General features: G+C 60.9%; 22 protein-coding genes. 16 read left to right on the top strand and 6 right to left on the bottom strand.

Translation table 11 applies throughout. The features are described 5' to 3' along the window. The first annotated feature begins 77 nt into the window (after nt 1-77). The gene (locus DHV10_RS26680) at nt 78-824 is read left to right on the top strand and encodes a hypothetical protein (protein WP_162601935.1); all 747 of its coding nucleotides are present in this window, start codon (nt 78-80) and stop codon (nt 822-824) included. A gap of 27 nt (nt 825-851) precedes the next feature. Here the strand turns inward: DHV10_RS26680 and DHV10_RS26675 are convergent, their stop codons facing one another. After that, nucleotides 852-1,235 (bottom strand): DUF4406 domain-containing protein, encoded by a 384-nt coding sequence (locus DHV10_RS26675; protein ID WP_109489480.1) that lies wholly within the window; start codon nt 1,233-1,235, stop codon nt 852-854. 95 nt (nt 1,236-1,330) lie between these two features. Between DHV10_RS26675 and DHV10_RS26670 the strand changes: the two genes are divergently transcribed. From DHV10_RS26670 to DHV10_RS26615, 11 genes are all read left to right on the top strand, one after another. Next, on the top strand, nt 1,331-2,113 hold the full coding sequence (locus tag DHV10_RS26670; RefSeq protein WP_109489479.1) for a DeoR/GlpR family DNA-binding transcription regulator: 783 nt from the start codon (nt 1,331-1,333) through the stop codon (nt 2,111-2,113). 32 nt (nt 2,114-2,145) lie between these two features. Beyond that, nucleotides 2,146-3,051, top strand: coding sequence for an AraC family transcriptional regulator (locus DHV10_RS26665; protein ID WP_109489478.1), 906 nt, complete (start codon nt 2,146-2,148; stop codon nt 3,049-3,051). A gap of 18 nt (nt 3,052-3,069) precedes the next feature. Further along, nucleotides 3,070-3,510: a VOC family protein gene (locus tag DHV10_RS26660; protein WP_109489477.1), complete on the top strand. Its 441-nt coding sequence runs from the start codon at nt 3,070-3,072 to the stop codon at nt 3,508-3,510. Between the two features lie 35 nt (nt 3,511-3,545). Further along, entirely contained in the window at nt 3,546-4,562 is a 1,017-nt protein-coding gene (add, locus tag DHV10_RS26655; protein WP_109489476.1) for an adenosine deaminase, read from the top strand. Between the two features lie 138 nt (nt 4,563-4,700). Next, complete coding sequence (locus DHV10_RS26650; RefSeq protein ID WP_109489493.1) at nt 4,701-4,922, top strand: hypothetical protein; 222 nt, start codon at nt 4,701-4,703, stop codon at nt 4,920-4,922. A 350-nt stretch (nt 4,923-5,272) separates the two neighbouring features. After that, the gene (locus DHV10_RS26645) at nt 5,273-5,662 is read left to right on the top strand and encodes a zinc metalloprotease (RefSeq protein WP_109489475.1); all 390 of its coding nucleotides are present in this window, start codon (nt 5,273-5,275) and stop codon (nt 5,660-5,662) included. Nucleotides 5,663-5,785: 123 nt separating this feature from the next. Beyond that, complete coding sequence (mutL, locus tag DHV10_RS26640; RefSeq protein WP_109489474.1) at nt 5,786-7,813, top strand: DNA mismatch repair endonuclease MutL; 2,028 nt, start codon at nt 5,786-5,788, stop codon at nt 7,811-7,813. 181 nt (nt 7,814-7,994) lie between these two features. Then, nucleotides 7,995-9,539, top strand: a complete 1,545-nt coding sequence (locus DHV10_RS26635; RefSeq protein ID WP_162601934.1) for a hypothetical protein — start codon at nt 7,995-7,997, stop codon at nt 9,537-9,539. Then, on the top strand, nt 9,536-10,276 hold the full coding sequence (gene cmk, locus DHV10_RS26630; RefSeq protein ID WP_109489472.1) for a (d)CMP kinase: 741 nt from the start codon (nt 9,536-9,538) through the stop codon (nt 10,274-10,276). Before DHV10_RS26635 ends, cmk begins: the two co-directional genes overlap by 4 nt. Nucleotides 10,277-10,479: 203 nt before the next feature. Then, nucleotides 10,480-11,820, top strand: coding sequence for a M48 family metallopeptidase (locus DHV10_RS26625; protein ID WP_162601933.1), 1,341 nt, complete (start codon nt 10,480-10,482; stop codon nt 11,818-11,820). A 420-nt stretch (nt 11,821-12,240) separates the two neighbouring features. Beyond that, nucleotides 12,241-12,933, top strand: coding sequence for a zinc ribbon domain-containing protein (locus DHV10_RS26615; RefSeq protein WP_162601932.1), 693 nt, complete (start codon nt 12,241-12,243; stop codon nt 12,931-12,933). Between the two features lie 32 nt (nt 12,934-12,965). Here DHV10_RS26615 and DHV10_RS26610 read toward each other — a convergent pair whose 3' ends face one another. The 4 genes from DHV10_RS26610 to DHV10_RS26595 are packed head-to-tail and all read right to left on the bottom strand — an operon-like array spanning nt 12,966 to nt 16,609. Beyond that, entirely contained in the window at nt 12,966-14,009 is a 1,044-nt protein-coding gene (locus DHV10_RS26610) for a HEAT repeat domain-containing protein (protein WP_109489468.1), read from the bottom strand. 16 nt (nt 14,010-14,025) lie between these two features. After that, nucleotides 14,026-15,273 (bottom strand): HEAT repeat domain-containing protein, encoded by a 1,248-nt coding sequence (locus DHV10_RS26605; protein ID WP_109489467.1) that lies wholly within the window; start codon nt 15,271-15,273, stop codon nt 14,026-14,028. Further along, complete coding sequence (locus DHV10_RS26600) at nt 15,273-16,040, bottom strand: hypothetical protein (protein ID WP_109489466.1); 768 nt, start codon at nt 16,038-16,040, stop codon at nt 15,273-15,275. The genes DHV10_RS26605 and DHV10_RS26600 overlap by 1 nt, the downstream gene beginning before the upstream one ends. Next, a complete protein-coding gene (locus tag DHV10_RS26595) occupies nt 16,037-16,609 on the bottom strand; it encodes an RNA polymerase sigma factor (RefSeq protein ID WP_109489465.1) in 573 nt (190 codons plus the stop codon). Before DHV10_RS26595 ends, DHV10_RS26600 begins: the two co-directional genes overlap by 4 nt. Nucleotides 16,610-16,861: 252 nt before the next feature. On the opposite strand from DHV10_RS26595, the gene pyrR reads away from it, so the two are divergent. The 3 genes from pyrR (at nt 16,862) to DHV10_RS26580 (ending at nt 19,930) form a co-directional block, all read left to right on the top strand. Beyond that, nucleotides 16,862-17,431, top strand: a complete 570-nt coding sequence (pyrR, locus tag DHV10_RS26590; protein ID WP_275425945.1) for a bifunctional pyr operon transcriptional regulator/uracil phosphoribosyltransferase PyrR — start codon at nt 16,862-16,864, stop codon at nt 17,429-17,431. Between the two features lie 205 nt (nt 17,432-17,636). Continuing rightward, nucleotides 17,637-18,614, top strand: coding sequence for an aspartate carbamoyltransferase catalytic subunit (locus DHV10_RS26585; RefSeq protein ID WP_239462068.1), 978 nt, complete (start codon nt 17,637-17,639; stop codon nt 18,612-18,614). Then, nucleotides 18,611-19,930 carry a dihydroorotase gene (locus DHV10_RS26580; RefSeq protein WP_109489464.1) on the top strand — a complete coding sequence of 440 codons (1,320 nt, stop codon included), beginning with the start codon at nt 18,611-18,613 and terminating at the stop codon, nt 19,928-19,930. The genes DHV10_RS26585 and DHV10_RS26580 overlap by 4 nt, the downstream gene beginning before the upstream one ends. An 81-nt stretch (nt 19,931-20,011) precedes the next feature. Here the strand turns inward: DHV10_RS26580 and DHV10_RS26575 are convergent, their stop codons facing one another. After that, complete coding sequence (locus tag DHV10_RS26575; protein WP_109489463.1) at nt 20,012-20,245, bottom strand: DUF2934 domain-containing protein; 234 nt, start codon at nt 20,243-20,245, stop codon at nt 20,012-20,014. 303 nt (nt 20,246-20,548) lie between these two features. Here DHV10_RS26575 and DHV10_RS26570 point away from each other — a divergent pair, with 303 nt between their 5' ends. Continuing rightward, the gene (locus DHV10_RS26570; protein ID WP_109489462.1) at nt 20,549-21,904 is read left to right on the top strand and encodes an FAD-binding protein; all 1,356 of its coding nucleotides are present in this window, start codon (nt 20,549-20,551) and stop codon (nt 21,902-21,904) included. Nucleotides 21,905-21,928: the final 24 nt, after the last annotated feature.

Genomic DNA, 21,928 nt, shown 5'->3' with positions numbered 1-21,928 from the left:
TTACTATTGCGACGGAGGCGGGCCCCGCTAACGTCGCCTGCAATATTCCGCACGCGTTTCCAAACGGAGCCCTGACCTTGAGCCCAGCACAGCTGACCTCGCCCAAGCCCCTCCACGCCGCCAGAAGTCGCTGGTTTTACCCGGCCATGGCTGTATGGGCAATTTTGTTTTCAGCGGCCGCCTTCGCGCCTTCCATGCTGAGCCCCGCCGGCCGCAAAGGCCCGCTCAGCAGCCTGCTGATCAGTCACGCGATTCTCTTCCAGCTGTGGCTGCTTCTCTTCTTGATCCAATCTCTGCTGGCTACGCGAAAGCTCTCCTTGCACCGAACAATTGGAACAGCTTCCATCGCTCTCGCCGGCGGAATGGCTCTCCTCGGATACGCCGTTACGATAGCCATGGGCAGACGCGGATTCGATCTCAGCGGAGACATCGCTGCCCAGCAGGACCCGCTCGCGGCCATGGGTTTCCCTCTGCTCGATGTGGTGCTCTTTCTATCCTTATTCGCAGCTGCCTACCTGTTTCGGAGACGCCCCGAGATCCACAAACGCCTGATCTTGCTGACCACCTTCGCCGCATTGATGCCCGCACCAATCACGCACCTTACCGGACACTACGCGGTGTTGCACGGCGCCATACCGTTCACTCCGATCTTGGTCGCCGCATTCCTGTTCGCAGGGGCTCTGCACGATCTCGTCGACCGACGCCGAATCCATCCGGTCTTTTTGTGGATTCCTCTCACAATCTTCATCGTTGAGAACATCTGTTTCGCCAAGGTGTTCCCGGCACCTGCATGGCATCGATTCGCGGCATGGCTTCTCCGGTGATCTCCTCGAGCGAGCCGGCAGCAGAGTTCAGCCTCTCGCAATCGCTGCAGGCAGCTCTTCAAGATGGAAGTACACCGGCAGCCCCCGCTCCCGCGCGATCCGCACATCCTCGTCTGCGCCCTTTGACGCGCCTTCGATACGCAGCACAGCATCGCACCGCTCCAGCAGTCTTCCCGCCACCGGATACAGGTACTGCTCTGAAATTGCATCGCCCACCTCGCGCGATCCCGCCTGCTCCGCCAGTGGCAGCGCCACCCACTCTCCGATAAGAGGAATGTGGCCGGCGCTGAAGACACCAAAAGCATGCCTCTCGAGACGTTTCAAATTTCGCTGAATTCTCAGGGGATCGCCGTCCGTTCCCGACCGGTACGGCCCGGCCACCAGCACAATCAAGGGCTTCGTCGCTTTCATACGACCTCCGGAAACGAACATACCTCATTCACGCATAATCGTGCAACTTCGTGAATTGTCGTGCACACTCCTCAGTACTGTGCGATAGTACTGCTGTGCTCACCAGCCACCGCCGCAAACTCATCCTCGACACGCTTCGCAAAACCGGCGCCATCGTCGCCAAAGACCTGAGTGCCGAACTCAACATCTCTGAAGACACTATCCGCCGCGATCTCCGCGAACTCGCCGCCGAAGGCCTGCTGCAGCGCGTCCACGGCGGCGCAATGCCCTCATCTCCAGCGATGGGCAACTTCGCCGCGCGCCTCAACGTCGCCACCGACGAGAAGAGAATCATCGGTCGCGCCGCTGCTGCGATGATCCGTCCCAACCAGGTCGTAATTCTCGATGGCGGCACCACCGCAGTTCAGATCGCACGCCATCTGCCGTCCGATCTTCGCGCCACCGTCGTCACCCACAGCCCAACCATCGCCGTCGAACTCGTCGAGCATGCCGGCGTAGAAGTCATCCTCATTGGCGGCAAGCTCTTCAAGCACTCCGTGGTCGCCGTCGGTGCCCCAGCCATCGAGAACATCGGCCGCATCCGCGCGGACACTTACTTCATGGGAGTCACAGGCATCCACGCCGAAGCTGGCCTCACCACCGGTGACTTCGAAGAGGCGCACGTCAAACGCGCTCTCTCCGCCGCTGCCGCCGAAACCATCGTCCTCGCCTCGTCAGAGAAGCTGAACGCCGTCTCGCCCTACGTGATCGCACCCATCTCAGCGGTCACGGGCATGATCGTCACCGACCAGGTCAAATCAAAAATTCTTGCCCACTTCGCGCGTCTCGGGATCACCATTACCAGAGCGTCTGCCTCCCCGAAAACAAAACCTGCGTAAGTCCGACCAACTCCGCGTTACGATGGACTGCGATGCCTGCGCTTCCCCAGGTCAGATGGGCGCCCGCCGCCGCGCCTCTTGGATCCGAGAACTGCGTCCTTGCCGCCCAATCGCGTCGCCACTCGGTCCGCGACTTTCCCGGCCCGCTCTCCATTAAGACGGTCACGCGCGGTCGCGTCGCATGGCGCATTGATCGCCGCGATATCTGGGTCGACGAATCAACGTTCCTCATCCTCAACGATGGCGAACCGTACTCGATGGAGATCGATGCCGCGGAGCCCGTCTCAACCTGCTGCATCTTCTTCAAACCAGGCTTCGTCCAGAACGTCCTGCGCGATCTTTATGCGACTGACGATCAATGCCTCGAAGATCCGACGCAAGAAAGGGAGCTCCTCTTTCCCAATCGACTGCATTCACGTACTGCTACATTCAACGCGTGGATTGCGTCTATCCGTACCAACCTGATCCGTGGCACTTCTGCCATCCGCCGCGAAGAATGCTACCTCGGCCTCGCATCTGAACTCGCAGCTCACTCCAAAGAAATTCGAAAGCAACTCTCCGCCATCTCCGCGGCCAAGGCGGCTACGCGCTTCGAACTGCTCCAGCGCGTATCGCGCGGTCGCGAGTATCTGCATGCCTGTCCCGAAGGCACTGCGACCCTGGCCGGCGCGGCGAAAGCCGCCGCCATGTCCCCATTCCACTTTCAGCGCACCTTCAAAACAGCCTTTGGAATGAGCCCGTCGCGCTACGTAGCCGGACTTCGCTTCAGCCGCGCTGCAAGCCTGCTCAGAGCAGGAACGAGCGTCACGGAATCAGCCCTCGCAGTCGGCTTCGGCAGTACCGCCTCGTTCAGCACCGCCTTTCGCCGATGGTCCGGTGTGACTCCGTCAACCTACGCCGCCCAACTTCGCAAGATGTCGAAAGCGCCTCGCGCCTGACCGGGGTACAACATCCCCATGAGACATATTGCCCATATCACCCTGCTCACCTTCTTCTGCACTTGCACCGCCCTCAGCCAGCAGCCCTCGACATCAACCGCACCAGCTGACTCGTTCAAGCTTTCGAAAGTTGGCTATGTGATGCTCGGCGTTGCCGACGTGCAGAAGTCCGTCGTGTTCTACCACGAGAAGCTCGGCCTCACGGTCACGCAGCAAAGCGACGATCTCGCCTTTTTCGATACCGGCAGCATCTCGATCGTCGTCAGTTCCGAAGTGGGCAAAGCTCCCGGAGACAGCGAAACTGTATTTACGGTCGACCATGTTCAGCCCGCCTACGAGGCTTTGAGCAAACGCGGCATTCACTTCCAGAGTGCTCCGCATCCGCTCACAGCGTCGGTATGGGCGGCCAGCTTCCGCGATCCCGATGGCCACGTGCTCTCGCTCTTTGGCCCGAAATGATGCGGTGCTCGCAGACACCCCGCTAAACTCGAAGTGTGTCCGACATCGAATCCTTTATCCGCCGCCTGCCCAAGGCGGAACTGCATCTGCATCTTGAAGGCACCGTCACGCCCGCTACCCTCGTCGAGCTGAGCCGGCGCCACGACGCTGCTCCCATCACGCTGCCTGAAGCAGAGGCTCTCTACCACTTCACTGACTTCAACGGCTTCTTGCTCGCCTTCAAGGCCGTGTCTGAGCGGCTTCTAACTCCAGCCGATTACGAGCTAGCCGCCTGGCGCATGGCTCAGCGTCTGGCTGAACAGGGCGTCATGCACGCTGAGGTCTACATCTCTGTCGGCGTGATCTATCACTGGCGCAACCCCGACCCCGACTGCTTCGATCCCATCTTCGCCGGCCTTGAACGCGCTCGTCTTCGTGCCGAAATCGAACTCAATCTAACCCTCTACTGGATCCTGGACGCCGTCCGCCATTTCCCTCTCGACGAAACCGAGAAGGTCTTCCACAAAGCCGCGCAGCTGCACGCCTCGCATCCATCCGTCGTCGGAATCGGCCTCGGTGGCGACGAGCGTCGCTGCGGTTCTGAGCCTTTTCGGGCAATGTATGCGCGTGCAAAGGAAGCCGGACTTCGGCTCACCAATCACGCGGGCGAAACGACTCCGCCTCAGGCAATATGGGAAGCCCTAAGCATCGGTTCAGAGCGTCTCGGTCATGCACTTTCAGCGATCGACGATCCTCAGCTGATGGATCATCTCAAGGTCAGAGGCACGCCTCTGGAGCTCAATCCGACCTCAAACGTCCGAACGGGCGTCTGCCCCAGCTTTGCTGCTCACCCGCTCAGGCGCTATTTCGAAGCAGGCCTGCTCGTCACAATTAACTCTGACGATCCCGCCTTCTTCGGCTCAGCTCTAGCCAGCGAGTATCTGCTCGCCCACACCGAACAGGGATTTTCCCGGGATGAACTGCGAGAACTTGCAGCGAACTCCATTCGCGCAAGTTTTCTGCCGGATGTAACCAAACGTTCATGGCTGTCTCAAATCACAGAGGCACACTGACAACTGTGTTTCAATTCAGGCATAGTTATCAAAACAGGATGCATCTCACAAAAGTTGTAGTCTCACCTGACGGGCGTGGGATACGTCAAATTGTAGTTGGGCTATCATCGATCAGGGATCAAGGAGACCGAGCCGACCATGTCCGCTAACATCGCCCCCATCACACTTCTAGACGAGCAGGACGAGAGCAACACGCTCAAGGTCATCGGCTGGTTTTCCGTCGGCATGGCTGTCGCAGCGATCGGCGTCTACGTAGGCCGCGAACTTCGCCTCCGCTACAAATTCAATCACCGTACTCCCTACGATTTCTATTCGAGCGCCGGCAATCAACAATCCACCGAGTTTGGCGTCGGCATCTAGCAGACGCTCACGTCTTCAATCAAAACGCCGCCGCGCGCGGCGTTTTCGTTTTTCCGCTCGATCTTCGCTTCTACTCTTCAACTCCTCCTGCGATTCTTACCGCAACTCACCGGCGCGCGTTGCGCCCGCGCCGTGTCCTCGTCAGTCGACTGCGATGCGAGAACTGCGATTCACGATTCGCAGCTCCTCTCCGAAGTTGCATACATGCGGTAACCAGCTCACACCTGCGCACGTACCCACATTCCGCGGTTACCAGAAACTCATCGTTCCAACCCGGCTCCCACGAGTCCAATGATGTACATCCCTGGATGAGCAGGCCACATCTCAAGGGAATGTAAGGGAGCTTATATATGCATTATTTATTGACCCACTGGCTCATCTCCCTGGCTGGAACATTATTCCTCGGCCTGACTGCAATGGTGCTCCACGAATTTGGACACATCGCTACATCTCTTATGCTCGGAATCAAGGTCAAGACCATCGGGCTTTGCATGAAGGGGATGTACGTCGTGCGCGAAGCTGGATCACCTGCGAAGAATCTCCTCATCTCCCTCGCCGGCCCGCTCACAAACGTCGCCCTCATCCTGCTCTTCTGGGGACACTCGCCAAAATTCGTTCTCGCGAACGTCTGCCTCGCGTTCTTCAACCTCGTCCCGCTCAAAGGCTCTGACGGTGATCGCGCTCTCACCTGCCTCGCGCAGATACAAAAGGAATCCACCACCTCCCCGCAAGCAAACTGACCCACCGAGCTGTCAGTCAACATTCACGCATTGGCTGGCAGCTTCTGACTTCCAGACTGCCCTCCTCACTACTCCCTAATCGCTGTTTCCTAATCCCTGCTCTGTCCCTGCTACCCTCATTCCATGGGGCGCATTCGTGTTCTTTCTGACCAGGTGGCCAATCAGATTGCCGCCGGTGAAGTCGTCGACCGCCCCGCCTCTGTCGTCAAAGAGCTCCTCGAAAACGCAATCGACGCTGGCGCTAACCGCATCCGCATCGAAGTCGAAGCCGGAGGCCGCAAGCTCATACGCATCGGCGATGATGGCCACGGCATGAACCGCGACGACGCTCTGCTCGCCTTTGAGCGTCATGCAACATCAAAGCTGCGAACGGCCGACGAGCTTCTCTCCATTGCCACCCTCGGCTTCCGCGGAGAAGCGCTCCCTTCCATCGCCTCCGTTGCCCGCGTTTCCCTCGACACCGCAACCGGGGAAGAACCTTCCGGAACGCATCTCGAAATTGCCGGCGGCAAGATCCATCACGTCGACGACGCTGCCCTTCCGCGCGGCACAACGATCTCCGTCTCCGATCTCTTCTTCAACACTCCCGCTCGTCGCAAATTTCTCCGCGCCGAATCCACCGAACTCTCGCACGTCACCGCTCTCGTCACGCACTACGCGTTGGCGCATCCTGAGAAGCACTTCGAACTGCTCTCGGCCTCGCACACGCTCGTCAGCGCTCCCCCGGTCAACCGCCCGGCCGAGCGCATTTACCATATCTTCGGCAAAGACACGCTTGCGCAGCTTCTTCCCGTCGCCGCCGAAACCCAGCTCGACCGCTCCGGCCTCCCTGAGCCGCCCCCATGGAAGAGAGACCCGGACGAACCCGCCCGCATCCCCGGCTGGCTGCGCCTCTCCGGTTTCTACTCCAAGCCCGAGTTGCAGAAGCTCAATCGCAATTCGATCTACATCTTCGTTAACAAGCGCCTCATCCGCGATCGGCTCATGCTGCACGCCATCAGCGAGGCATACCGGAACATCATTCCGCCCACCAGCTATCCCGTCGTCCTGCTCTTCCTCGAAATGCCGCCAGAGGAAGTTGACGTAAACGTCCACCCGGCCAAGACCGAGGTGCGCTTCCGGCAGCAATCGCTCATTCACGACTTCGTCCGGGACAGCCTACGCAACGCGCTCATCGCCGCCCGCCCAGTCGCCGGGTTCAGAGCCGCACTCGAATCCTCCGCCGCCGCAACGCCTTCTCTGATCCCTGTTCCGGGTTCGCGCCTTCCCGGCTCCCCGGACGAGCCCCCCACCCTGGGCGATCCAGATTCGCCTTCAGCCGCCGAAGCGGAGCCCTTCCGACTTACCTCCAAGCCGCTCCCCCCTATCCCAGGCAAACTCCCCTTCGGCGAGCAGGATCTCGCCGCCGGCCTCAAGCAACAGACGCTGCTCGAGGCCGCCGCAACCCTCCTCGAGCCACCTGTGGCGTCGCGCGACAGCTGCTCGTCCGACCCCCTCCCCCCTCCGGCCGAGGCCGCCGCCCAGATCGAAGCCGAGCAGGCAGCTACCACCCTCAACCGCCTCGGTTCCCTCCGCCCCATGGGTCAGCTTCGCGATTCTTTCATCCTTGCCGCCGGGGAAGACGGCCTCTGGATCATCGACCAGCATGTGGCACACGAACGCGTGCTTTTCGAGAAGATCCTGCGTGATCGGAAGGTCGAACACGTCCAGCGCCAGCGGCTGCTCATGCCCTTGCTCGTCGAGCTCAAGCCTTGGCAGATGGTCGTCTTCGCTCAAATTGCCGATGAACTCGAGCGCAACGGCTTCGAAGTCGAACCCTTTGGCCCTCAGACGCTTGCCGTAAAAGCAGCTCCTGTCGGTCTCGAAGGCGCCTCGCTCGAACGCATGCTCAATCAGGTGATCGATCAGTCCAGTGAAGCTGAAAAGGAACCTTCGTTGAGCGAGGATCTCACCGCTCTTCGCACCCGTATCGCCGCCTCCATCGCTTGCCACTCGGCTATCAAGATCAACACCCCCCTTGACCCAAAACGAATGGAATGGCTATTGTTGGAACTTGCAAAGACCGAGCATCCAACGAGTTGCCCCCACGGTCGTCCGATAGCTCTGCTGTACTCCTGGAAGGACATCCAGCGGGCCTTCCATCGAATTTAAATCGCATTTAAGATAAGAACTTGGGGGCGGCCCTGTGCCAAGGCATGAGGGCTGCTGGGCGTAAAAGCTCACAACCGTTGCGGTTGCGCCAACCCGGAAGTGAGGTTTTTCTTTGACATCCGAGCAATTAGCACAAGCGCGCGCCGAAAGAATGCGCCAGAACGGCCTTGGAACTCTGACCTTGGAGGACGCCCGTACCTGGATCGAAGAAACCGGGCTTTGTCTTTTCCTCCCCAGAAAGCAATTCTCCACTTCGGTGGCCCCGTCGTTTGTCGAAGCAGTCGCCGGCCAGTCCGAAGCTACCCCTGATCCCAAAACCATTTCACTCGCTGAAGAACTGCTTATCCGCCTTGAAAATGAAGGAGTTGCCGTACGCCTGAACCTTCAGGGCCAGCCAGGCGAGCAGCCCGATTTCGTCGTTGCCGCCTGGGTCCTGCCCTACGTATATGCGCTCCGTGGCGACCGCGATTGGCGTCGCAGCCCCCAGCTCACCGGCTCGCGTCAGGTATCCCAGCTTGCCGTCCACGTCTACAAGTTGCTCGAAGCCAACGAACTCAACGTCTCGCAGCTCAAGCAGGCTCTCGGCCGCGAAGTCTCCGAAGCTGGAGTCATTCGTGCCATCACCGAGCTCTGGCAGCAGCTTCGTATTATTCCAGTCATCGCCGCAAAGGGTCAGCCCGCCAAGTGGCAGCTTCTCCGTACCCGCTTCCAGCGCGCCATCGCCGAGGGTGCCTCCACCTCGCAAGTGACTGCCATTTCAGTACTTGCATCCATTTACCTCCAGGCCGCGATCGCCGCCACCATGGAGGATGTTGAGCTCTTCCTCGCCGCCCTGACCGCTCGTAGTAAGATCCGCGAGGTCATCCGCGGCCTGGTCGCGACGCGGCAGGTCCACACCCTCTCGCTCGGACACGCACCGCACTTCTACGTTGCTGGCACTTTGCCCGAATTCGAGCCCGTATCCACTTTGTTCGCCAACTCGACTCTTTCCGCCTCGTCTTATTTCACCCGCTCCTTCGACAGGGACGACGAGGCTCCCAGCCCGGCAGTCTCGGTTCCATTTGCTCATCAGCCTTCTGTCTTCCAGCCCAGGCCCGCCGCTCCTCCGGCGCCCCCGGCAGTCCCGAGCCCGACATCGGCCTCGGCTCCGGCTCCGGTTCCTGCCCAGCAACAGCCTGAGGCCGCAAAACAACACGTCCCCAGAACTCCAGTCCGGCGCCCAGTGTCGAGCAGCAAGCCGGAGATCGCCCGTCCCCACCACAATCGTCCGGCAGCTCATAAGCCGGCGTCGTCCGGCCGCTCTGGTTCCTCGAACGGTCACGCGGCGCGTCACGGGGCAGATACACGCAAGAAGAACGCCTCTCGCCCGACAGGCGAGTCGCGCTGGAACGGTGCAAAAAACGGCAAGCACTCCAACATTGGTCACACTTCAAGTTCGAACGGCCGCTCCGGCAGCAACGGAACGTCGTCGCATCGGCCCGGTAAGTCCTCAGCCCCCTCCTGGACCAAGCGTGCAAGCTCGGCTTCGTCCAAGCCCAAGCCGCCTGCGTCGCGCGGCAGTGCGCGTCCCGCAGGAAAGGGCCGACCAGCTCTGACGGCCGCCGGACGAACAGCAAGCGGAAGTGGCAAGCGATTCTTCAGCAACCGGCCGAAGAGCGCCGCAGGAAATGGTGCTCGCAACAGCGGACGCAACGGCGCACGGCCCGGAGCCAAAAAACGCGGATGAGCCCGGAAGAGTCCTCCGCAGCCAAACCAAGACGCAACTTCGTCGTAGCCATCGATGGGCCGGCAGGCGCGGGCAAAAGCACAATTGCCCGCCACCTGGCCCGTCACTACGGCCTCCTGAATCTTGAGACCGGCGCAATGTACCGCGCCTTCGCTCTCAAAGCCCTGCGTGTCGAAGTTCCTCTCGACGACCCCAACGCTTTGCAGCAGCTCGCCGCCGAAACCGACATCCAGCTCGAGTCGGGCGAAAACGAAAACCGCGTCCTGCTCGATGGCGAAGACGTCACCGGCCAAATTCGCAACCAGACCGTCACTGACGCAGCCTCGCGTGTCAGCATCTTTCCTGCAGTGCGCGCCAGTATGGTTAAGCGCCAGCAGGAGATGGCGACGCGCGGCGGCGTCGTCATGGAAGGCCGAGACATCGGCACTGTCGTCTTCCCCGATGCAGAAGTGAAGATCTTCCTCGACGCTGCTCCGGAAGTCCGCGGCATGCGCCGCTACGACCAGATCGGCCAGAAGGGCCAGTCCTCTCCCCCGCCCGAAGAAGTCATTCGCGATTTGCGAGCCCGCGACGAGCGCGACCGCAATCGCGTCGACTCGCCTCTGAAGCCCGCAGCCGACGCTTTCCTGCTCGACTCCACGAACCTCACCCTCGACGAAGCCCTCAAAGCCGCTGAGTCGGCAGTGGATGCTTTCCTCGCGAGGAGTTCGCAGCCAATTCCCAGCCAAACCGCGTAACCTATCCCGATCTCCATCCTCCCCGCAACGAACTTTGTCGGTGCTCAAACCCCCGGCGCGTTCCGCGATTCTAAGCCCTTATGAATTGCCGGAATGTACCGGGCAACACACGCAAGATTGCGCCACTTCTTCTCCTTCTCTGCTTCCTGCTCACCTGTCCGCTCGCGCAAGCCCGCGTCGAACTCAGGCCCTGCAGAAACAACATGTCCCCTCAGCAGCAGATCGAATTGGGGAAGAAGGTCGTCAACGAGGTGTACCAGCAGATGCCGGTTCTCCCGGACTCGAGCCCGGTAACACAATACGTTCAGGCTCTCGGGCAGACGCTGGCCGCCCAGGCCCCCGGCTATCGCTGGCCCTACAACTTCCACGTGGTCAACGTTGCCGACATCAATGCGTTCGCTCTTCCCGGCGGTTCCATATTTGTCAATCTCGGAACAATCCAGGCCGCCTCCAATGAAGCGCAGCTTGCCGCAGCAATGTCACACGAAATCTCCCACGTCGCTCTGCAGCACTCCGTCTGCAATCTCGAAAAGGAAAAGCGGGTCGGCATTTTCGCCGGCATCGGCGAGATCGCCAGCGGACTCATTCTCGGCAATTCGACTCTGGGCGCACTGGCCCAGAAGACAATCGGCCTCACAGCCGGGCTCAGCTTCCTGAGGATGGGCCGGGAAGCTGAGCAGCAAGCCGATCTCGAGGGCGTCGGCATCCTCTACGATGCGGGCTACGACCCCCGTGCCATGCCGCAGTTCTTCGAAACCATTCAAGGCAAGTATGGCAAGGGAGGCGCGCAATTCCTGAGCGACCACCCTAACCCGGGTAACCGCACTGAATACGTCAACCGCGAGATCTCTAGTTTCGTCCCTAGAGCGCGCTACGTCACCAACACTGCGGACTTCAAACGCATTCAGCAACAGGTCTCCGGCATGCGCGCCTATACAGCCAAGGAAGTTGAGTCCGGCGTATGGAAGCGCAAAGATCCGAATCAGACGGTCAGCACCGGAGTCAATGAATACGACGCCGGCGCGCCGGTCGGTACAAGGGTCGACACAACACTTCCGCAACAATGGATCACCTTCACGGGGAATGGGTTCACTATGCAGGTGCCTTCAGACTGGAAAGCGGCAGGCGACCGTAACTCCGCAATGGTCGCCCCGCCGGGAGGCATCTCCCCGTCCGCCGACGGCAAAACCGGAAACCTGGTCTACGGCGTACTCACAGATCTCTACGATCCCGATCCGCAGGAGGCAGGTGGCGATACCTTTGCTTCGCTCGTAGACGAGCTCGCGCGCGAGAATCCAGGCATCCAGGCCGGTCAGATCAGCAACATCCGTATCGGCGATGTCACAGCGCAGTCCGTAGACGCAGTTAACCGCTCCGCGAATAATGGCAACGGTGAACATGACTGGATCGTTGGCATCCCGCGGGAGCGGACGCCGTTGCGCTACTTCGTCTTTGTCTCCCCGGCGCAGGATTCTTCCGCGATGCGGCCTACATTCGAGCACATTATCAACTCAATCCGTCTCTCCACCGCAGGCAACAAGTAGCCCATCCTTCCCGCCGCTCCCGGCTCAACATCTCCTACAATGGAGTTGCGCTCTCCTGCGCTTCCGAACCTCAACAAACCAAGTACAGGATGTGACATACTGATCGGGCCCCCTTTCATAGCAGCAGTAATGAGTCTGGAGCACGGAATGTCTCTCTACTGCAACGAGTGCGGATCGACCGACCTGCGCAGCGCCCACCTGCAGTGGCGCGACTGGTCTAAATTGCTCGCGCTCAAATACCCGATCCGCTGCCGCGCCTGCAAGACACGCTCCTACGCGCCGGTTCATGTAGCTGTGCAACTGCCCCGTCCCACGCATCCACGCATCCGAGAAAAAAGAACCTTCTAGCTGCCAGAATCCCTCCTGCGCATCGCGAACCCGATCACGTCCACTCTCACCCCGATGCATTAGGCTTGATCCATGGAGACGACGTGCACGCGCTGCCACCAGTCAATACCAGCAGACAGCTGCTACTGCCCGTCGTGTGGACTTCCCCAGCTGGTCTACGCAGCCGAACCGGGCGCGATCCCGCCCTCCTCAGAGCGCTGGCCCGAAGCGGTTCGTGACGCGAGTTCCATTGACTGGAGATCCGCGCTGAGGGTGATTGCGTTCCTGGCCCCTGCAGCAGGACTTCTTACATCGCAATTCTCTCCGCTTCGCGGACTCGGAATCTTCTGGATGGCAGGAGCCGCGGCTTGGGCCGTCGCGCTCTACATGCGCAATCAGCGTCCGGCTTGGATCACCATCGGCGCAGGCGCCCGTATGGGTCTCGTCACCGGCTTGCTTGCTGGGTGGCTGGCCTTCGGGCTGAGCGGTGCAAGCCTCTTCGTTACCCGTGTCGTGCGCCATCAGGGCCCACAGATTGACTCTGCCTGGACTGAGGCTGTCACAGAGATGGATAAGCAGACGCAGCGCTTAGAAGCGCAGATGTCCGTGCCCTACAACGCTGCGATGGCTGAAGCGCAACGCAGGTGGATGCTCTCCCCCGAGGGCGAGGCCGGATTTCAGACCATAGGACTTGCCTGGTACTGCTCGATCCTCACGCTCTTCGCCGTGGCCGGCGGGGCCATCGGTGCGCGAATGACGAGCCGCCGGCGCCGCCCAGAGATCTAAGTGTTTCCAGGCCGACGCCGCGGCCCGATTTCTCACTTCGACAAGATCTGTTCGAAATAGTCCAGCGCTCTCGGATCGTGCGTCTGCCCGAGCCAGAAGATGGCCTCCTTGCGCACCGTAGGGCTGGCATTTGTCTGCGCAACATGCAGCAACTCCGGTACCGCTTCATCCTTCGGCAGCTGGCTCAGAGCGAACACTGCCTTCTTCTTGACTCCGACTTCAGGATCGTTCTCCACCGTGTCCTTCAGCATCGCAACGGCCTTGTGCCCTGCCTTTTGTCCCACCCAGAAGATGGCCTGTTCACGAACGCCAACGTCCTTATCCGACTTCGCCATCCCGATCAGATCATCCACCGCAGCCGGATCCTTGCTGACGAAAAGATCGAAGCTCAGCTTCTTGCGGAATTCCGGATCCGAGTCTCCCATCATCTTCTTGAGCGCAAGGTACCCTTCATGACCGCGCCCCGCACCCAGCCAGAACGCGCCCTTTTCCCGCAGCCACAGCGGATTCGACGAAGATGCGAACCGGTCCAGCACCGTTGTTGCTTTCTGCGTCTCATGCATTGCAATCGCAGCGAGCGCCTGATCGGAATGCCGCTTCTCATCCGCAGTAACAAGGCTCGACAGCCAAGCCACGCTGTCGTCCGGATTCACACCCGTGAGCCACGTGAACGGCAGACCTCCCGCATCGATCTCGCAGCTTGTCCCTACGAAGCGGATCTTGTCGATCGCACCTTTCTCGAATCGCGCGAGCACAGTAATACTCGTCTCTGTTCCGTGATCACCATCCGAGGAGCGGTAGCTGTCATTCTCCGCTTCTAGTCTGTACACCCCACAGCACCCATCCTGCTTCCTCGAGTCTTCGCTCCACCACGTCGAAAAGTGCGACCCCGGAACCGCCGGAACCGAATAGCCGAGCCATTGCGTTTCCTGCGAATGCTTCAGCTGGTCAACCGCTGTCGCCAAACCCGCGCTCGCAGTTTCTGAGTGAAGCTGAGCATTGACCACCTTTGGCTGCTGCGCCACTCCGAGCGCCGAAAATCCGAATACTGCTGCGAACAACCAGATTCGTCTCATGGGGAATGTCCTCTCTCTACTTGTTCAGAAGTTCCATCATGTACTTCGTCGCTTCTTCGTTGTGCATCAGGCTCAGCTGCTGCACCAGGTACTCCTTCATCGCTGTGTCCTTCTCGCCGCGCGCCAGCGTCACCAGATCGTGCGCATCGTTCGCGAGGAACAGCGACTGAGCAGCAGCTCGTCTCGTCTCCGCATCCGGGTTTTTTTGATATGTCTCCACCAGCGTCGGAGCCACAGACATTCCACCAGCTATTCCAAGATTGCGGATCGCCTTACGCCGCAGTTGCGCATCCTGCTCCGACTTAGCGATCTCCGACAACGGGCCCACCCCTTTGGGACCGCAGGGAATGAATGCGCTGATAATCTCTTCCTTCGTCTGCGCGCTGTTGGTTGCACGGTACATGGCCAGCAGATCCGATGCCGCGCCCATCGCGCCAAGCGTGTGTACCGCCGTCTTGGCCAACTCCGGATTACTCTCAGTCCTCGCCGCCTCCAGCAGCTTCGCCGGATCGCCGGTCATCAAGTAGGACTGCAGGATCGCCCGCTTCACCTTCTCATCGCTGCTCTTCTGATAAATGGACGCCAGAATGTCGTTCGAGCCTTTGCCCTTCGCGATAGCCAGCATCCGGATTGCCTTAACCTGCAGAGCAGGATTCGACTGCCCCTGCGCGATCTGGTCGATCAGCGTCTCGGCCTGCGGCGAGTGGTTCTGCGCCAGAACAAACAAGGCCCTGCTCTTCAACTCCTCCGACTGATTCCCGGTCAGAATCTTCTGCAGGATCGGCACCGCCTGCGTCTGGTCCTGCTGCATCAGCGCATTCAGCGCGAGTAGTTTCAGGTTCTCGTCAGATTCCGCCTGTGGCGAGACTGGCTGGCCGCTCTTGCCGCGAATCTCGATCTCCAGCGCGCCGCACTCATCAAGCCAATGGCTCCTGGGATACTTCTTGCGCAACTCCCCGCAAGTGCTCAGCGCGCTCGCAGGCTGCCCCTCTTTGTTCTCCGCGTACGCCTTCCAGTAGAGTGCGCCATCTGCACGCTCTCCGTGCAGTTGCGCAACCCGATCGAACAGGCCCGCGGCATCAGACCAGCGGCTCTCATTGATAGCGCGTGTCCCATCGGCATAGAGACTCGCATCATCAGCCATCCCGCCGCCTTCACCCTCGCCGAACGCAGCCACCAGCGGCATCGGAACCTCAGCGCGCAAGCACGGCGCAGCCGTCACCGCAGCAATTAGGATACGTGCAAATAATCCGTTCGCTTTCATTAGATCGATACTCCCTTCGCGGGCTTGGGCCCGCCTTCCTCATTAGGTTTGCGCGTGAGCAACACCCGCACTTCAAAAAGAATTCCGCTGGTATTCATGTCTTTCCGCACTCGCTCAAGATCCGCCGCCGTCAGGTGCGGATCATTCGCAATCTCGGCCAGCACTCCTTCCAGCCGATCCAGTGCTCCCGCCAGCGCCGGATCGCCCTCCTTGTTGGCGCTGACCCGGTAGAGCCTGTTCGACGCCAGCAGTTCCCGCGCCTCCGTCTGCAACTGCGCGCTTTCGGACCGGTCGCGAAGATCAGCATGGTTCAACTGCACCAGCAACCGTTCAGTGCGATCCAGATGATCCGTCAGCACCACCAGGACAACCCGCTGTTGCGGCTGAGCATTCCCTGCATTTGTGCCGCCGGCAACGTCGTTCGGACCTGCGCTCCGGTGCTCCCACAAGCGGCCCCCAATGAACGCGGCGGTCATGAGCGCCAGGCATGCCGCAGCTGCCGTTGCCAGCTTCCACCAACTCCAGCCATGCCAGCCTGTCGTCTTCTTCTCATACGGAATCAACTGCGGCCGAAGCGCCTGCCACACGAAATCCCCGTAGTCAGGACCTCTCTGCGGAACATCCTCGCTCTTGATCGCATCCAGACTCCGCTTGAACTTCGCAAACTCAGCGGCGCACTCCTGGCAAACCTTCAAGTGCTTTCGTGCCTCTTCCGAACCGTCGCCGTAGTACATCTCTATTTGCTCTTCTTCGCTCAGGTGCTTCATGCATTCCCCCTCAGCGGCGCAAGCTCTCTGCGCAATTTCTGCACCGCGCGGAACACCGCCTGTTTCGCCGCATTCGGCGCCACACCCAGAGCCTCTGCAATCTCCCCCATCGAGCGCTCCTCAAGATGCCGCAGTACAAACGCGCACTTCTCCGTCGCCGTCAGTCTCTGCATCGCCATCTCCTGTGCTGCGCTTGCTTCCCGCCCCAGCAACACCCTCTCCGGATCGGCATCCTGCGCCGCGAGCTGCACCGTCTTTGTTTCAGCGTCGGTTTCTTCGCCGTGCCGGTATTCGGCCTCAATCTCCGGCCGGCCCATCCGGCTCAGCGCGCAGTTCACGGCGATCCGGTAGACCCACGTCCCAAACGCCGAACGCTGTTCAAACTTCTCCAGCCGCTGATAGGCACGCAGAAACGCCTCCTGCACAATCTCCTCCGCATCGGCCTCGTTGCCGGTGATTCGAAATGCCACTCGAAACGCAGCCGCACTGTGCGCCCGTACCAGCGCCCCGTACGCTTCCTTGTCCCCGGCCAGCACCGCCCGGACGATCGAGTGATCATTTCCCTGCATTCAGCCCCTTTGACACCAGGTTTTTACCTGCGGTTAGGAGAAAATTTCGCGCGAACAGACAGGCACCACAGGAAGTGCCGAGAGCCCGTCGCTCATGGCCGCTAGCTCTTTATTGCGCAGCCTTGTTCAGGTCAGGGAAAGCGGTGCGCACCAACAGCTACCGGCTACTGGCTACCAGCTAACGGCTCTCAGCAGCTTCTCCACAGCTTGCCCCCTCCCGCCGCAGCCTTCTATCATCCCGCAAGAGAGCCTATGAGCGAACAAACAACTTCCACGGCCCTGCGCGTCAAGGGCAGGCTGATGTCCGCCTCCGAGATTGAGCGCACCCTGGTGCGGCTCGCCCACGAGATCGTCGAGAAGAGCAACGGCAGCGAAGACCTGACCCTGATCGGCATCAAGCGCCGCGGAGTCCCCCTGGCCCAGCGCCTCGGCAAGCTCATTTCCAACATCGAAAAGCGCACCGTCGACACCGGCACGCTCGACATCCAGTTCTATCGCGACGACCTCTCCACTGCCGACGTGCGCCCCGTGGTCACGCCCGGCGCTCTAGGCTGTGACGTCGAAGGCCGCGATGTCGTGCTCTGCGATGATGTGCTCTACACCGGCCGCACCATACGCGCCGCCCTCGATGCCCTCTTCGACCATGGCCGTCCCCGGCGCGTCCAGCTCGCCGTGCTCATCGACCGAGGCCATCGCGAACTGCCCATCGAAGCTACCTACGTCGGCCGCCACGTCCCCACCAGCAGCCGCGAAATCATCGAAGTCAAATTCCACGAGGTCGACAACGACGAGCAAGTACTCCTTGTTGAGCGGGTGGACTAAACAAACAGTGGGTGCCCGACTTTCACCGGGTGCCCCATTCTAAACGTGCTTCTTCGATAGAAGAAGCACGTTTAGGGTGGGAAACGAAGCTCTGGGATCGATCGCCATGAATGCCACCTCATCGCCCCCCGCACGCCGCCAAATCCAGACACCGCAACCGCCAACATCCTCATTCCCATACAATCCCGGCTCGCTCCTCTCTGTGATGGACCTGGACCTACCCGCCATCAGCCAACTCCTCGCGCGCGCAGCCGCACTCGAGAGTCAAGACCCGCTCACCCGCGACCGCATTCTCCTCAAGCGCCGTATTGCCCTGCTCTTCTACGAGTCCTCCACGCGCACCCGAACCAGCTTCGAACTCGCCGCGAAAAGCCTCGGCGCTGACACGACCCTGGTCTCCAGCCTCTCCTCGAGCATCGAGAAAGGCGAAACACTCAAGGACACCGGCCTCACCCTCCGCGCCCTCGGAGCAGAAGCCATCATCATCCGCCACAACTCCTCCGGCGCGCCGTGGCTGCTCGAACAGGAAACCCGCCTACCCATCCTCAACGCCGGCGACGGCATGCACGAGCACCCCACCCAGGCCCTCCTCGACCTCCGCACCATCCTCACTCATCTCGATCTCTCATCGAAGACTGTCATCCCGAGCGAAGCTCGCGCAGCGAGCGCAGCCGAGGGATCCGCAGTATCGTCCTCCACCCTCTCCGGCGTCACCGTCACCATTGTCGGCGACATCCTCCACAGCCGCGTTGCCCGCTCCAACATGCTCCTGCTCCCCCGCCTCGGAGCACGCGTCATCCTCTGCGGACCAACCCAGCTTCTGCCCGACTCCGCCGCCAACGCCGGTCCCGGCATATCAGTCGAGCGCGATTTCGAAGCCGCACTCCGTCAGTCGCAAGTCGTCATGATGCTCCGCATTCAGGCCGAACGCCTCGCTGGACTGCAAATCGATCTGGGCCAGTACAAAGACGCGTATCAGCTCACCGGCCAGCGCCTCGCCGCCCACGCGCCCAAAGCCCTCGTCATGCACCCCGGCCCCATCATCCGCGGTCTTGAACTCACCGCCGGTGTCGCAGACGGCCCGCAGTCCGCCATTCTCGAACAGGTCCGCCACGGAGTAGCGATCAGGATGGCAGTCGTAGAACGTGCGCTCACTGCGCAACCGAAAGAAGGCCGCGCATGAGTTCGATTCTGATCCGCAACGGACACCTTATCGATCCCGCCGCCGGCCTCGACGCCCCCAAAGACATTCTGCTCAAAGACGGCCGCGTCGCCGAAATCGCCGGCCCCGGAAAAATCAAGCCTGGCAACGGCGTCGGCTCCGACGTCCAGGTCCTCGACGCCACCGGCCTCACCGTCGCCCCCGGCCTCATCGACATTCATGTCCACCTGCGCGAGCCCGGCCAGGCCCACAAAGAAACCATCGCCACCGGCACAGCCGCGGCAGCAGCCGGCGGATTCACCGCCGTGGCCGCCATGCCCAACACCAACCCGGTGAACGACTCGCCCGAAATCACCCGCTGGATGCTCTCTCCCGATCGCGGAGCGTGCGTCCGCGTGTACCCGATCGGAGCTGCCACGCGCGGATCGAAGGGTGAGCAGATCAACGACTTTGCCGCCCTTAAGGCAGCTGGAGCCGTCGCCGTCACCGACGATGGCCACCCCATCCTCAAAGACAACATCATGCGCGAGACCCTCGCCTCCGCAGCACGCGTCGGCCTTAGCGTCATCCAGCACGCTGAAGACACGCGCATGACCCAGGGAGCCAGCATGAACGCCGGTCCCATGGCCTTCAAACTTGGCCTGCGTGGTATGCCTGCCGAAGCCGAAAGCGGCCTCGTCGAGCGCGACATCCGCCTCGTCACCGAACTCAAAGACTCCCGCGTCCACCTGCACGTGGCGCACACGTCTACAGCCGCCGCTGTCGCCGCCGTTCGCAAGGCACGCCGCAACGGACTTCGCGTCACCTGCGAAGTCGCGCCGCACCACTTCCTGCTCACCCAGGAGCACGTCGGCCTCTACAACACCAACGCCAAGATGAACCCGCCGCTCCGCTCAGCCGCCGACCGCGACGCCATGATCGAAGGCATCCTCGACGGCGTAGTCGACGCCATCGCCACCGATCACGCCCCACACGCGGTCCACGAGAAGGAAGTCGAATTCGAACACGCCCCCAACGGGATCACCGGCCTCGAAACCGCACTCGGCCTCTGCCTCCGCTGGCTCCACAAAGAGTGGAAGCTTCCCCTCGGCCGCGTTCTCAGCCTGCTGAGCGCGCAGCCCGCCGCCTTGCTCGGCCTCAAAGGCCGCGGCACTTTAGCGGTCGGCAGCTTCGCCGACGTGGTTGTCTTCGATCCCAAGGCCGAATGGACCTACCACGCCAAAGAGACGCGCTCCAAGGCGCACAACACTCCATTCGACGGCTGGACGATGCAGGGCAAAGTTCGCTGGACGATCAGCGAGGGCCGGATAGCCTATGCAGCAACAACTCCCCAGTGACAGGTCTTCGTCGCAGGGCAAAAGTATAAGAGCGGGTGATCCCGAATCGCGGCCGTTCTGATTTTCCGTTCTGAATCTGGCTTACGACGCCTTGCCGAGCAGGGCCTGCTCCGCGCGGAACCAATCCTCGGCATCGTGGCCGTGCTGGTAACCACGCTCTGCCCAGAGCTTGTGCGCCAGGGCGGCAATCTCTTCACGGCTCACCGTGCGGATCTCCTGAACCTTCGTGGTCTTCTTCGCTGCAATCGCCTTCGGAGCAGACGCGGAAGCGCTCGTCTTCTTCCGCGTGGTCGTCTTCTTCGTGGTCTCTGTCATCAGACTCTACCTCCTGAAATTGTGGCCAGCGTCTTTGCAATCTGTCACATAACTGGCCATCTTATTCAGGTTACTAGATAGTCAAGTGCCGATAAAGCACTAACATCCGCCCTGTACCATTTCTGTCAGCGGAAAGCCGCATCTTCATTGGTTCCAACGCACAAGCTCGGATGAAATTCTGTTAACGATTTCGCAATATGAGATCTCGCTCTAACTCCTAAGTCCTTGCCAGTTGTAAGTCCCGTGCCTATTCTTGTCACGCGCGGACCTTCCTATAACTCCGCCCCGAGGTCATCACCGAAAATGGATAAGCGGGAATTTCTCAAAACCTCAGGAGCCCTCGTGGCCGGCACCGTCGCCTCTCGTTTCGCATCAGGACAATCACATGCCCAGCAACCCGCTCCTCACGAGAACTGGGCCGGAAACATCCACTACAGCACCGACCACGTCCACACCCCCGCTTCGCTCGACGAAGTCCGCGACGTAGTCAAGAAGTGCTCTAAGCTCCGTGCCCTCGGTTCCCGCCACTCCTTCAATCGCATTGCCGACAGCAACGCAAACCAGGTCTCTCTCGAGCACCTCACTTCCATCGACATCGACGACAAAGCCCGCACCGTCACCGTCGGAGCCGGAGTCCGCTACGGCGAGCTCGCCCCCGTCATCGACGCCAAAGGCTACGCCCTGCCCAACCTCGCCTCGCTCCCGCACATCTCGGTCGCTGGAGCCATCGCCACCGCCACCCATGGCTCAGGCATTCACAACGGCAACCTCGCCACGCCCGTTCGCGCCCTTGAAGTCGTGAGTGCCAACGGCGACGTCCTCAACCTCTCTCGCGACAAGGACGGCGACCAGTTCGCCGGCGCTGTCGTCCACCTCGGAGCGGTCGGCGCTATCACCCGCGTCACCCTCGACCTCGAGCCCACCTTTCAGGTCGCCCAGACCGTCTACCAAGACCTCTCCTTCTCCGAGCTCGAACACAACTTCGACGGCATCTTCGGAGCAGGCTACAGCGTAAGCCTCTTCACCGACTGGCAGAAGCACCGCGCAACCCAGGTCTGGATCAAACGCCGCGTCACTCCCGGCGAACAGCACACCGCGCCGGAGCTCTTCTACAACGCCAGACGCGCAACCAGGAAGTTGCACCCCATCACCGAACACCCCGCCGAAAGCTGCACCGAGCAGATGGGTATCCCCGGTCCCTGGTACCAACGCCTGCCGCACTTCAAAATGGAGTTCACTCCCTCAAGCGGCCGCGAGCTTCAGACAGAGTACTTCGTCCCGCGCGAGCACGGCTACGAAGCGATCCTCGCCGTCGAGAAGCTCAAGGACAAGATCACCCCACACCTGTTCGTGACAGAACTGCGCACCATCGCCGCCGACAACCTCTGGATGAGCACCGCCTACCAGCGCGACTTGCTCGCCATCCACTTCACATGGAAGCCCGAATGGGACGCGGTCAAGCAGATCCTGCCGCAGATTGAAACCCAGCTCAAGCCCTTCAACCCCCGCCCCCACTGGGCCAAGCTCTTCACCATCCCGCCCGCGCAACTACAGGCTCAGTACACCCGCCTCGCCGACTTCAGATCCCTCGCCAACCAGCACGACCCCACCGGCAAGTTCCGCAACGACTTCATCCAGACGAATCTCTATTCAAGCTGAGAAGCTCCCCCAACAACGACTGTC

Origin of the sequence: Occallatibacter savannae (assembly GCF_003131205.1) — a bacterium.
In the GTDB taxonomy this organism is placed as follows: Bacteria; Acidobacteriota; Terriglobia; order Terriglobales; family Acidobacteriaceae; genus Telmatobacter; species Telmatobacter savannae.
Note: the sequence above shows the minus strand (reverse complement) of the source record. Positions and strands in the feature narration are given on the sequence as shown.

Coding starts and splice junctions, on each gene's coding strand:
- DHV10_RS26585 (WP_239462068.1), top strand. CDS start 17,637: ATGGACCTGGACCTACCCGCCATCAGCCAACTCCTCGCGCGCGCAGCC.
- DHV10_RS26660 (WP_109489477.1), top strand. CDS start 3,070: ATGAGACATATTGCCCATATCACCCTGCTCACCTTCTTCTGCACTTGC.
- mutL (WP_109489474.1), top strand. CDS start 5,786: ATGGGGCGCATTCGTGTTCTTTCTGACCAGGTGGCCAATCAGATTGCC.
- DHV10_RS26595 (WP_109489465.1), bottom strand. CDS start 16,609: ATGCAGGGAAATGATCACTCGATCGTCCGGGCGGTGCTGGCCGGGGAC.
- DHV10_RS26625 (WP_162601933.1), top strand. CDS start 10,480: ATGTCCCCTCAGCAGCAGATCGAATTGGGGAAGAAGGTCGTCAACGAG.
- pyrR (WP_275425945.1), top strand. CDS start 16,862: ATGAGCGAACAAACAACTTCCACGGCCCTGCGCGTCAAGGGCAGGCTG.
- DHV10_RS26600 (WP_109489466.1), bottom strand. CDS start 16,040: ATGAAGCACCTGAGCGAAGAAGAGCAAATAGAGATGTACTACGGCGAC.
- DHV10_RS26665 (WP_109489478.1), top strand. CDS start 2,146: ATGCCTGCGCTTCCCCAGGTCAGATGGGCGCCCGCCGCCGCGCCTCTT.
- DHV10_RS26605 (WP_109489467.1), bottom strand. CDS start 15,273: ATGAAAGCGAACGGATTATTTGCACGTATCCTAATTGCTGCGGTGACG.
- DHV10_RS26610 (WP_109489468.1), bottom strand. CDS start 14,009: ATGAGACGAATCTGGTTGTTCGCAGCAGTATTCGGATTTTCGGCGCTC.
- DHV10_RS26580 (WP_109489464.1), top strand. CDS start 18,611: ATGAGTTCGATTCTGATCCGCAACGGACACCTTATCGATCCCGCCGCC.
- cmk (WP_109489472.1), top strand. CDS start 9,536: ATGAGCCCGGAAGAGTCCTCCGCAGCCAAACCAAGACGCAACTTCGTC.
- DHV10_RS26570 (WP_109489462.1), top strand. CDS start 20,549: ATGGATAAGCGGGAATTTCTCAAAACCTCAGGAGCCCTCGTGGCCGGC.
- DHV10_RS26675 (WP_109489480.1), bottom strand. CDS start 1,235: ATGAAAGCGACGAAGCCCTTGATTGTGCTGGTGGCCGGGCCGTACCGG.
- DHV10_RS26575 (WP_109489463.1), bottom strand. CDS start 20,245: ATGACAGAGACCACGAAGAAGACGACCACGCGGAAGAAGACGAGCGCT.
- DHV10_RS26615 (WP_162601932.1), top strand. CDS start 12,241: ATGGAGACGACGTGCACGCGCTGCCACCAGTCAATACCAGCAGACAGC.
- DHV10_RS26650 (WP_109489493.1), top strand. CDS start 4,701: ATGTCCGCTAACATCGCCCCCATCACACTTCTAGACGAGCAGGACGAG.
- DHV10_RS26645 (WP_109489475.1), top strand. CDS start 5,273: ATGCATTATTTATTGACCCACTGGCTCATCTCCCTGGCTGGAACATTA.